The organism is Streptomyces sp. NPDC002676 (assembly GCF_053592455.1).
In genome coordinates this window covers 314,546-326,292 of the sequence record NZ_JBSFVT010000009.1, presented here as the reverse complement: position 1 = coordinate 326,292, position 11,747 = coordinate 314,546, and the positions used below count along the sequence as shown (strand labels likewise).

Below are 11,747 nucleotides of genomic sequence, written 5' to 3'. Positions count from 1 at the left end.
CTCAGCTCGACACCCTCGGCCTCGGCGTAGGCGAACACGTCCTCCAGCGTTCGAAGCCGCAGGCCAGGCCTGTCGGGAACAGCAAAACCCCGATCCGCCAGCAGCCAGCGCATCTCACCGACGGCCCGGGTAACGGTCGAGCGATCGACACCGCACAGCACTGCCAGCACAGCATGCGGCAGATCGTGTCGCAGATGAATCAGCGTGACTACCAGCCGGTCCACAAACACCAGCCGAAAGCCGGCACCGGCACCCTGCGCACGTCTCCTCACACCGCCCCGTTGCTGGAAACGCCGCCCCTCCACCGCAGCTGCCCACGGGCGGGCCAACTCCTCAACCAACGACGCGAGATGAGCCAACGAGACGCCCGTGAACAACGGATGCGCCAACACCGCCCGATCGACCATGCCCCTCACCACACGAGCATGCCCACCCGCTATCACGCACCAACTCGTAAGGCAGTGGAGGAGGGGGAACTCGACTACCTGCCAGCCAGCTACGCTGCACAGCACCCAGACAGCGAGCTTGTTCGAGTCGTGCATGAGTTTGCCGAGGACGGGTCACCCCTTGACGCCCTCGAACTCGGCGTGGCAGGGCTGTCGTACGCCCTGACATCTGTCGGCTGCTTCACCGCAGCGAGCTGCCGTAGCCACTACTCAGACCGCTCATGGTCAGACCGTCCAGTGATCTTCTTCGCTGCCGAGCGCCCTACCGTCCATTGGCTCACTCCCTTGCTGCGCCAGAGCGGGTGCGGCTTCGCAGACGGCAGCGAGCGAGCCGACAGACTGCTGATCGTTGAAGCGCCCTCGGTCACGAACTTCATGGACCTGGCCAGCCGCACTATTCAGCAGGCTGAGCGGCAAGGGCCTGTCAAGCCGTCCGTTGATGTCTAACATCAACGACTGACACCACCAGGGACGCACGGAGCCGGACGGGAGCGGTCCCCAGTGGCCATCGCACCATCGCGAGGCTGGGTCTTCGCCGACGACCGGGTCTGTGATCGACCTGAGGAGGATGAGGCTGGGCCTCAAGGCCTTGGCCATCTGAGGGCGCCAGCCTCCGAGTCAGCCGGCGCTCTCACACTCGACATGGTCATTGAGACAGCTCGGGATGCGCCAACCCTGCCCATCCTTCGTCAACTTCCCTTAACCTCTCGACTAGTACCGCGCCGAGGGGGGGGACCGGAACACCACATGCAGGGACGTGTACGTGCTGAAGAGCGTCTCGATCCGTACGCCGCAGATCTCATCGAGTCGCTGCGCGCCTTTGGCTACGACCTACCGACGGCATTGGCCGACCTGGTAGACAACAGCATCGCTGCACGAGCCAAGAACGTACACATCTCATTCTGCTCAGACCCTGGGCAGACTTGGGTGGCCATTGTCGATGACGGCACCGGTATGAGCGAACCTGAGCTCCACGCGGCCATGAGGTTCGCACGCAACCCAAGGCACCAACGAGCCGACGGGGACCTTGGACGGTTCGGCTTGGGGCTCAAGACAGCATCCCTCTCTCAAGCACGAATGCTCACGGTCCTGTCCCGAAACGCTGCCGGCTCAATTGCGGCGAGAACCTGGGACATTGACTACATAGCAGAGCGCAAGGAATGGCTCGTACTCACACAGCCTGATCCTGAAGTTCTCCGCATCGCTGATCAAGTCGGATTCACTGGGCAGGGTACGGCAATCGTCTGGAGGAAGACGGACAAGCTCGGGGACGGCAGGACACTGTCCCGAAGGGTCTCGGAAGCTGGACGCGAACTCGCCCTCACCTTTCACCGCTTCCTAGCATCGGGGCGCCTCAACTTGCAAATAGGGCGCCAAGTGCTCTCCCCTTTGGATCCATGCCTTAGGCGCCACCCCGCTACACAGGATCGGGGGGTTGAAGAGCTTGCAGCCTCCGGACACTCCATACGAGTTAACCCAGTGGTTTTGCCTCATCCGTCCAGGCTGACGAAGAAAGAGACAACCCTGGTTTCTGGTCCCGGCGGCATGCTCGCACGCCAAGGATTCTATGTATACAGAGGAGATCGGCTGGTCGTAGCTGGAAGCTGGTTGGGTCTTGCAGGAATGCATAAGTCGGCGCCGACTCGACTGGCCCGGCTGGCCCTTGAAATCCCCCCAGGAGTCGACCTCACTTGGGCAGTGGACGTGAGGAAGTCGACTGTGCACCCTCCGGTTCAGCTTGAACCGAGGTTGATCGAGCTTGCCGAAGATGTACGAGCCAGGTCCGAAAAAGTATTCACCCACCGTGGTGCTCCCGCTCGTAGTCACGGTAAGCGCAGTCGCGTCGAGCCTGTATGGCATCAGGTCCGCAGACTCGGTCAGTCCGAGTACTCCGGAACGGGTAGAACCTGACACGGAAGAAGTACTCGCCATGCTTCGGTCGCTGCTGACAGGACTCCCCTCAGACCCTGCCGATAGAACCGCTCTGGCCGATGCCCTGCTGAAAGCGGAGCCATTCTGCCGGCATCCGGGCCTTGTCAAAGACATCATCGAACAGGTTCCCTCCGAGGAGGCGTGAACAATGACGGACCTCACAGAATCCGCCCTGATCCTTGCAAGGCAGAAGGTCTTTGGCCTTGAGAAACACGAACGTACACGTGAGCGTTTCAAAGAGCTCGCACAAGGGGCGGCTACCATGCTTTCCGCAGCAGGGAGCGTGTCAGTAGACGAGGTTACCCGGCGCCTGGAGGCAGAATTTGATGTCTGGGTCCCTCAGCCCATTGTAGTGAGCGACCCCGGTGGTCATGTAGCGTGGTTGAAGGATAGGCGCCAGGACATTGAGTTCGCATATTGGAATCGCTACGCCGAATGGCTGAAGAAAGACTGGAAGCCGAGCACGGTGGAGGCTCTTGATGAGGCAACGGATCAGATCCTTGAACTCCTAGAGGACCCGGCACGCACCGGCGTTTGGAAAACCTACGGAATGGTATATGGGCAGGTTCAATCTGGCAAAACGGCTAGTTACACAGGCTTGATATGCAAGGCTGCGGATGCCGGATACCAAGTCATTGTCGTGCTGACAAGCCAGCATGAGAGCCTCCGCCACCAAACCCAGGCGCGGCTTGACAAGGAATTCCTTGGCTTCAACAGCAAGCTGAGCCGGAACCCAGACGCCGACAGCTCTGTCATCATCGGAGTCGGAACTCTGGGGATGAAGAAGCCTACTATTTGCCAGCCTGTAACCACTCAGGTCAGCGACTTCACTGCGGCCCAGTTCCAAGGTACGCCGGTGAATATAAACGAGGTAAGCATCCTCGTGGTCGCCAAGAAGAACGCCCGCATTCTTGAGAACCTCAAGGATTGGCTCGGTAACTTCTGCACGGAAGGCGACGATCCTCGAAGCATCAAAAATATTCCACTCCTGCTTATCGATGACGAAGCCGATTATGCTTCCGTCGATACCAAGCGCCCGAAAAAGGGAAGCAGCCAAAGCGATCCCAACCATGACCCGACTGCGATCAACAAGGCAATCCGCGGACTGCTGGACCAGTTCGACAAGCGAGCCTACGTAGCATACACAGCCACCCCCTTCGCCAATATATTCATCCCGGACAAGACCAATCATCCTACTCACGGCGAAGACCTCTTCCCGAAGAACTTCCTCGTGGCTCTGGAACCTCCCTCCAATTATTGCGGTCCGGAAGTTGTATTCGGCCTTGAGGATCCATCGGCCGCCGAGATCCGCGACCCCCTGCCGATAACGCGCCCGGTGGATGACCACGAATACTGGCTACCCGATAGCCACAAGAAGGGTTATCGCCCTGGTAAGCAGCTGCCGCCGTCACTCATTCAAGCGCTCGACGCTTTTGTGCTAGGGACTGCCGTGCGAAGGGTCCGTGCAAGGGACCATGACGTCGCCGGCGGACACAACACCATGCTGGTCCACGTCACTCGTTGGACAGATGTACAGGGAGAGGTTGCGCGTCAAATAGAAGATCACTTGCAGGGTATGTCTACTGACTGGGGAGACTACGGAAAAGCAGGACGCGAACTACGCGAGCGGCTATTTAAGCTCTGGGAGGATGACTTCTCTCCCACCCACGAAGAGATCGTCGGCCGAGATGACGTGAGCGCACTCGCCGGACCTCCAACCACATGGGAAGACGTGGAGGATTTCATCCCGCTGATCCTGGACGAGGCGGCAGCCAATGTGAAACGGATCAACGGCACGGCCACCGATGTGTTGGAATATCAGTCGACCACACCGGTTACCGTAGTGGCAGTGGGAGGAGACAAGCTTTCTCGCGGCCTAACACTGGAGGGGCTGACGGTCTCCTACTATTTGCGGGCCTCCAAAACCTACGACACTCTCCTGCAGATGGGGCGCTGGTTTGGATATAGGTCCGGATATCTGGATGTGACCCGCCTGTACACGACAACAGAGCTAGTCAATTACTACGTTCACATCACTCGGGCGAACCGTGAACTGATGGACCTCACTGCAGCCGTATCGCGGGCACGCCAGACACCTAAGCATGTAGGGCTTCGTGTACTCGATGGGCAGGGAAACCTCCAGGTCACCGCTGCTACCAAAATGCGCTCATCGCAGGTGATGACTGTCAGTCTCTCCGCTAGCAGAGCTGAGACGCTGGTGATGCGAACAGACAAGGACGCGCAGGCCCAGAACTACGGCCGTCTTGAACGGCTAGTCGAGGCGATTGAGCCAGCCAATCCCGTATCTCAGGACAAGCTGGAAGGAGCTGGCCGGGGCTTCTTCCGCCAAGACGTACCGCCGCAGGCCGTCATAGACTTTCTCGAAGGTTTCCATGTATCCCCTCGAGTACTCACTGCCAATCCAGAGAATTTGGTTCCCTACATCAAGAACCAAGTGGCCAAAGGCGAGCTTCTCCGCTGGACGGTAGCAATCACAGGTGGAGCCTCCCCTATTCCCTTGAAAAAACTCGGCGTGCCGCTAGTAAAGAGGCGCACAATTACACACTCCAGGGTACTCGATGGTGAGTGCGAGGTCGGCGTGCTGGTTAGTCCTGCGCATGAGGCGATAGGCCTTACCTCAGACAAAGTGACTGAGGCTTTCAACATGACGGTCCAGGATTTCCTTGAGAGCGGCAAAGGTCGAGAGCCGAAGCGTGCGAGCGGGGAGTCATTGCGCAAGCTTCGCGACCCCGGCGAGGGTCTACTGTTGATTTACCCCATCGATCCCATCTCATCCGATATAGAAGTCTCGGCTTCGAATGTTCCTATCGTAGGATACGCGGTCGTCTTCCCTCATTCCGACAAAGCGAAGAAGGTTCGATACCGCGTAAACCAGGTCTTCCTTGACGGCCTTCGGAAGGCTATCGAAGAGGATGCTGAGGGCGACGAGTGATGACCGTTAGCACACCGGAACAGCTCGAAGCGAGCTTCACGGCAATTGAGGTCGAGGGCAGCAACCTCCCGGGCGCAATCCGCCGGCGTCTCATGCCGGAATCCTCGATCGACGTCTTCACCGAAGTTCGGTTCCCGAGCCGCGAGTGGGCCTTGTTGGTCCGCAGTACCGAAGACACCGAAGATCGAGACTTGATGCTTGCGTCTGGCCTGGTTTGCCGTATCAGGGGTGGGTCCGTCGAAGTTGTCGCCGACCCAGGAACCGACCGATTGCTGTTCTGCACACTCCTCGCTGATCTAGTCCGACAGCTTCAGATACATGCAACCCATCCCACCCTGGCTCTGGTACGTCGTCTGAATGCATGGCGCAAGATGCTGGACAGAGGTCTATCTACCGGTCTCACACCGGAAGCGCGAATGGGGCTGTTCGGCGAACTCCTCATTCTGCGGGAGATCTTGCTCCCAGCTATTGGCACTGCGGCAATCGCTGCGTGGGGAGGACCCTCGGGTGCTCCAAAGGATTTCACCCACTTCTCGACAGCGATCGAGGTTAAGACTGTGGGTCGAAAAGGTGCCAACCATTGTCAGATCAGCAGTGAAGGCCAACTGGACACTGACGCGGCGACGAATCTCTTCCTCGTACATCAAGTCGTCTCAGTTTCACAGAGTGGTGTCTCGCTAATGGACATCGTCGATGAACTTCGCATGGATCCTCTCGTACAGCCAGAACTGTCCCGCTTCGAAAACTGCTTGCTTGAAGCGGGATGGTTGGACACCCACAGCCAGCAGTATGGGAACGATAGATACGCGCTGACTCGTCGACAATGCTTTCATGTCACGGACGGGTTCCCACGACTGACTTCCCGGGCATTGCCCTCCGGAGTGTCCCGAGTAACGTACAACGTCGACTTGTCAGCGTGCGACGCATACAAAGTAGATGAGGGTGCTGTGCGAGCTTCGGTCAAACTAGCTGGAAAGACCAAGGAGTAGTCGGTGGAGGAAATGCAGGAATTCTCCATCGCCCTGGAACAGACGATTGAAGACTATCTTGGGCGGGAACCTGGGTGGCTAAGGCGAGACGCTTTCGTTCGAGCAGCCGGCGACTACCTTGTAGAAGACGGAACACTTGAAGACTTGGAAGTCTGCTATTTCGCCCACCCCGTTGGACGCAGTCGCATGGAGGTCGCTGGCTACTCCATCAGCGATGACGGACGCGTATTGGACCTCGTATCAGTGTATTACGGGGAACATGGTCAGACCATCTCACGCGACCAGGTGAGGCGACGTCTTAACTGGACGAAGTTGTTTGCCACCGCTTGCCAAGACGGACACCATCTACAGATGGAGGAGTCGAGCCCTCAATTCGACATGGTGCAGGATATTCATTCTAGGTGGCAAGATTTCGGCAAGATCAGAATCTTTCTTCTAACTGACGGTCGGAGCACCCTACAGGACTTGCCTGCAGAGGAACTCAATGGCCTACCTATAGTCCACAACCTGTGGGACATCGAGCGTCTCAGGCGGCTCGCCAGCTCGGGCCGTCAAGAGGAACCGATCTCAATTGATTTCGAAGAGTTCGGCGAACCGCTGCCATGTCTGCCAGCCCCTAGCTCGGAAGGGGACTACCAATGTGTGCTCACCTTGATGCCAGGCAAATTGCTTGCGGACATATACGAGCTCCATGGGTCCAAGCTGCTCCAGCGAAACGTCAGGGCATTCCTGCAAGCACGAGGCAAGGTCAATAAGGGAATAAACGAAACCATCCGAGAAAGACCCGACCGATTCCTTGCCTACAACAACGGCATATCGGCTACGGCCACAGGGGCCACTTTTGAGCAGAGAGGGAGCGAGACCTACCTTCTTCACCTCAGCGACCTACAGATCGTCAATGGCGGGCAGACCACAGCCTCGCTCCACCATGCCGCTATCCGTGATGGTGCCGACCTTAGCCAAATCCAGGTACCAACGAAAATCACTGTAGTGCAGCCCGAGCTGCTAGATCAGCTGGTCCCGAACATCTCGCGCTACGCCAACTCTCAGAATTCGATCAACGAAGCGGATTTTGAGGCTAATAGCCCGTTCCATGTCGAGCTCGAACGCGCGTCCCGAAGCGTTTGGGCGCCCGCGGTCGTGGGCTCTACCCGCCAAAGCCGGTGGTACTACGAGCGCGTGCGAGGGCAGTACAACGTAGATAGAGCTCGACGGCACACTGCTGCAAAACAGAGGTCGTTCGATGAAGAGTTCCCTCGCGGTCAGCGATTCTCTAAGACCGACGCGGCCAAGTACGACCTTACGTTTCGGCAGCTACCTCATGTCGTGAGTTTGGGGGCTCAGAAGTGTTTTCAGTGGTGGACACTGAATGTACTCGCGGAATCTACCACTGTTCCTGATGAAAAGTACTTCCAAGCACTCGTGGCAAAGAGGATTCTGTTCGAGCACGGGCGTGCAGAGATCAGGAAGTTGAACCCCGGTGCCGGATATTTGGCCAACGTAACGACCTATGCGCTGGCTCGACTTGCCGCGGAAGTTGATTTGGACGATGTCCTAGCGACGGTGTGGAGGAGGCAAGGGCTTCCAGACAGCATCCGGCGAGCCGTGACTGAGCTGAGCCGGCCTGTCCGGCAAGCCCTCCTTGCCGCCCCCGGCTCAGGGAACGTCACCGAATGGTGTAAAAAGGAAGACTGCTGGAAGAGTGTGCTGGACATCTCTTGGGCCAGCCCGCTGGCCAAGGTTGCCACGCAGGTTGGGAAGTAGCCGATGTCCAGGCTGGCGGCTCGTGTGTCCCGTGGCAGGGGCAGTGCCCAACGTCAGAGGCTGCGTCGTCCAGCTAGGCACGCACCTCTTGGGAGGTGCCCGCTCCAACGAACTGCTGTGCACTTGGTGTTGAGCTGCGGCATCCTTCTGCTGTGTCACCTGCATGAAGGGCTTGTCTGGGGCAGCCGACTGTGTTGTCCTGGTGGTCGTCGTTGGAGCAATAAGAGGAGGCCTGGGTGTCGTTCTACGGGGTGAAGCTGCATCGCAGCGACGTACTCCAGCTCGACGAGCATCCTGACGCTTGTACCGAGAAGACCTTCGCCGCCTGGTGCAAAGGTCGGGCCAGCTCCGGAGCCCGTCTGGCCGTCGACCTCTTCTCCGGAGCCGGCGGCCTGAGCCTTGGTCTCGAACATGCCGGATGGACTGTCGCTGCCTCGGTCGACTCGGACCGGCGAGCCCGGGAGACACACCGGGCGAACTTCCCCGGGCTCGCTCTGGGAACGGACTTGGGTGACGCCGAACAGCGGAGCCAGCTCATCTCCTTGTTGCAACAGGCGCCTATCGATCTGATTGCAGGTGGCCCTCCTTGTCAGCCGTTCAGTCGCGCTGGCCGGAGCAAGATCAAGAGTCTGGTCGAGGCTGGCAAGCGTGACGAAAACGATCTACGCAAGGAGCTCTGGCGCGCCTACCTAGATGTCGTGCTCCAAGTTGGCCCTCGCGCGGTTCTCATGGAGAACGTCCCGGACATGGCACTCGGCGACGACTTCCACGTTGTTCGAACCATCGTTGAGGCTTTGGAGGAAGACGGCTACTTCACCGAAGTCCGCTTGGTCGACGCCTGGCAGTATGGGGTCCCGCAGCATCGCAAGCGGTTGATCGTCCTGGCTCGCAACGACAGCGCTAACTTCACTTGGCCAGCTTCAACAGACCCGGTCCATCTCAGGCAAGCCATTGGTGATCTCCCCGCGCTTGACGAAGAGAAGCCCATGGGCGACCGCGTGTTGCCATATAAGGTTTCGTCTGATCCGTCTGACTTCCTGACGCTCATGAGGAAGGACGTTGACGATCCGGGCATTGTTTACGATCACATGACTCGGCCGGTGCGCGCAGACGACCTAGAGGTCTTCAAGCGCATGGACCACAAGACGCTGTACTCGGATATTCCCGAGCACCTTCGACGCTACAAGGCCGATACTTTCGACGATAAGTACAAGCGTCTTCATTGGGACGATTACAGTCGCTCCATCACTGCCCATATCGCGAAAGACGGATACTGGTACATCCACCCCGAAGAGCACCGGACTCTCACTGTACGTGAAGCCGCGCGGATTCAGACCTTCCCAGATGACTTTCGATTTTCGGGAACACGGAGCGACGCATTCCGGCAGATTGGAAACGCTGTGCCACCCCGTTTGGGGGAGGCGGCGGCCACTGCCTTGAAACCAGCTGACGCTGAGCAGCCCGGCAAGAATCAGTGGTTGGCGCTGCACCAGGCACTTGCGGCGTGGGGGCGCCGGCAGCGTAAGGGGAGGTCTTGGTTCCTCTATCCGGGGCCGCACGTCCAGCAAGCCGTCGCACTCGTCGTTTCTATGCTAGGCGCCGAACGCATAGGAGCACGTAACCTCGAGTGGGCTATCCAGCGTCTCAAGGACCGCCCTAAGCTGACTTCCAAAGAGCTTCAGCAGCTCTATGCGGCCGTCGAAGACCCCAAAATGCTTCGGCGCGTGGAGCGGATTGAGGAGCTGACTTCGAAGCGCAACATTTGGCAAGACACTGACGAGCTAGCTGTCCAGCTCAAATTGAAGCCTGCAGAAACAGCCATGTTCAGGCTACTTATGGGCGAGGATGTCATGCTGCCTCAGCAGGGGCCACTGCGTGTCGCTGCAAGGGTGTTCGCGAGCAAGTCGGACCGCACCAACAGACTGACTGACGGTCGCATTGAATTGGCCCGGCTTATTGGTGGTGGGGTCGATGCGCCGGTCCGCATGGCCGCCTTGAGGCAGTTGGCGAACACGAACTGCCTTCCCAACGAACCATATTGCGCCAGCTGTCCCCTGCAAGAGTGGTGCCGATCGGCTGAGGACCGCGGTGCCGACGATCGGCTTTGCTGAGGCTCTTTGATCTCCGGGGGCGGGCTGGCTGAAGCCGGCTCGTCAGACCGGAGCTAGCTCGTCTGTCGCTGCGGACTATTCGTGGACGGAACCTAGGCATGCGGTGCACGCGGCCTCTCTGACCAGCAGAGCTACTGCGCTCGCCAGCCCCCTCCGGAGCCGTGTACGCAGGGGCGAAACCTGCCGTCGGCGCCGCCAACGGATTCCAGCTCTACTCTTCCTCCGCAGCCCAGGTCTGGACTTTGGCCGCCACAATGACACCAGCGCGGTCTTCATGGCCGCCTACGACGCCAAGGCTGGGGCTGGGGCTGGTCTCGTGGCCAGCCCGGCAGCGCAGCCACACCGAGTCGTCGCGCAGGCAGAGGAAGGTCCAGTCCCGGTTCGCGCCGCACTCGGGGCACCTACGGACCTCGCCGTCGATGACGAGGGGCTGCTGCCAGCGCATCATCAGGCCGGCCACCTCCTGCGGGACGGTACCCGCAAGTCCGGCGGCAGGAAGTCGGACGCCACCGCTTCCCCCGCAGCCGCAGCCAGTGCGGTCTGCGCGGGGACATCGGGCCACGGCTGCGTGGCCTGTAGCTGCAGTAGCAGTGCGTAGCCCGCACGCTGGGCCTCACGGAACGCGCGGTCCTCGCGCGCACGTCGAAAGAACAAGATCTTCTTCCTCTCTGCCATCCGGCGGGCACGGGAAACGTGCCCGCCACCCGGCGAGATCGGCGACGAGTCGCACAACAGCGGCTCCATCAGGGCAAGGGTCGTCAGCCGCGGCCAACGACGGTGAGCCGGCCCTCGGCGCTCTTGGGCACGGTGCGGCGGGTACCGGCACCGGGGAGGCGAGCGAGGAGGTGAACGCGGCGACTAGGTCGTGAGGGACGCTGGCACTGAAGCTGGCGCACCACAGATACGGAGCGCCGAGGGCAGGTTCCGCCCACGCCTGCCAGCCCACCAGGTCAGGACGAGGGTCGGCGTCCTCGATGAGCGGCGGCACCATCCCCAGGGACACCGAGGAGGCGAAGCCGGGATCCATGACGGTGGTGCGAGGCCGATCCACTTCACGGATCCAGCCGGCACAGAGCGCGTTGAGGACGGTCTCGGGCCCCTCGAAGCCGACATCGGGCGTGTTGCTGGCGTCGATCGCTACGAGGAGGTCGGCGAGGGCCTCGTACGGGAAACCGGTCGTGAAGCACGCGTTCCACTCCGCCATCACGGAGGCGGCATGCGAGCGGGCGCTCAGCTGCCAGGCCACCGGCAGTCCGCCCAGCTCGAACCGGTAGGTCGCGAGGACCCATTCGGCGCCGCACAGCCCGTCGGGGCTCACGTACAGCAGGGTGTGGCGGGCGGAGGGCCACATGCGCCAGCTAGGGCCGGCCAGTGTGTCGCCGACCCGCTCGGCGAGAGCATCGTCATCACCAGCCAGGTGGCGCGGGGTGACCCCGTACACCGGGTCCGGCAAGTCAAGATGGGAGGCATTGCTGGGGTGGTGCGGGTGCAGGGGCGCCTCCGAGGGCTTGGGGGTGTTTTGCGGCCGGGCGTTGTACGTCGACATGGCTTG

The 11,747-nt window shown here is 60.1% G+C and carries 8 protein-coding genes and 1 pseudogene; 6 read left to right on the top strand and 3 right to left on the bottom strand.

The annotated features are described in order from the left end of the window. Positions 1-407 (bottom strand): helix-turn-helix domain-containing protein (locus tag ACWD3E_RS25850; protein ID WP_451389930.1); only part of this gene is annotated, 407 nt, incomplete at its 3' end. A gap of 18 nt (positions 408-425) precedes the next feature. Here ACWD3E_RS25850 and ACWD3E_RS25845 point away from each other — a divergent pair. The 6 genes from ACWD3E_RS25845 (at position 426) to ACWD3E_RS25820 (ending at position 10,195) form a co-directional block, all read left to right on the top strand. Next, entirely contained in the window at positions 426-893 is a 468-nt protein-coding gene (locus ACWD3E_RS25845) for a hypothetical protein (protein ID WP_451389929.1), read from the top strand. 195 nt (positions 894-1,088) lie between these two features. Next, the gene (locus tag ACWD3E_RS25840) at positions 1,089-2,357 is read left to right on the top strand and encodes an ATP-binding protein (protein WP_451389943.1); all 1,269 of its coding nucleotides are present in this window, start codon (positions 1,089-1,091) and stop codon (positions 2,355-2,357) included. A gap of 169 nt (positions 2,358-2,526) precedes the next feature. Next, complete coding sequence (locus ACWD3E_RS25835) at positions 2,527-5,331, top strand: Z1 domain-containing protein (protein WP_451389928.1); 2,805 nt, start codon at positions 2,527-2,529, stop codon at positions 5,329-5,331. Further along, entirely contained in the window at positions 5,331-6,320 is a 990-nt protein-coding gene (locus ACWD3E_RS25830; RefSeq protein ID WP_451389927.1) for a PD-(D/E)XK motif protein, read from the top strand. The genes ACWD3E_RS25835 and ACWD3E_RS25830 overlap by 1 nt, the downstream gene beginning before the upstream one ends. Positions 6,321-6,332: 12 nt before the next feature. Then, the gene (locus tag ACWD3E_RS25825; protein WP_451389942.1) at positions 6,333-8,084 is read left to right on the top strand and encodes an AIPR family protein; all 1,752 of its coding nucleotides are present in this window, start codon (positions 6,333-6,335) and stop codon (positions 8,082-8,084) included. Between the two features lie 236 nt (positions 8,085-8,320). Further along, positions 8,321-10,195, top strand: coding sequence for a DNA cytosine methyltransferase (locus tag ACWD3E_RS25820; protein ID WP_451389926.1), 1,875 nt, complete (start codon positions 8,321-8,323; stop codon positions 10,193-10,195). A gap of 211 nt (positions 10,196-10,406) precedes the next feature. Here the strand turns inward: ACWD3E_RS25820 and ACWD3E_RS25815 are convergent, their stop codons facing one another. Next, the gene (locus ACWD3E_RS25815; protein ID WP_451389925.1) at positions 10,407-10,655 is read right to left on the bottom strand and encodes a hypothetical protein; all 249 of its coding nucleotides are present in this window, start codon (positions 10,653-10,655) and stop codon (positions 10,407-10,409) included. Positions 10,656-10,953: 298 nt separating this feature from the next. After that, positions 10,954-11,636: pseudogene (locus tag ACWD3E_RS25810) on the bottom strand (DUF317 domain-containing protein). Positions 11,637-11,747 lie beyond the last annotated feature (111 nt).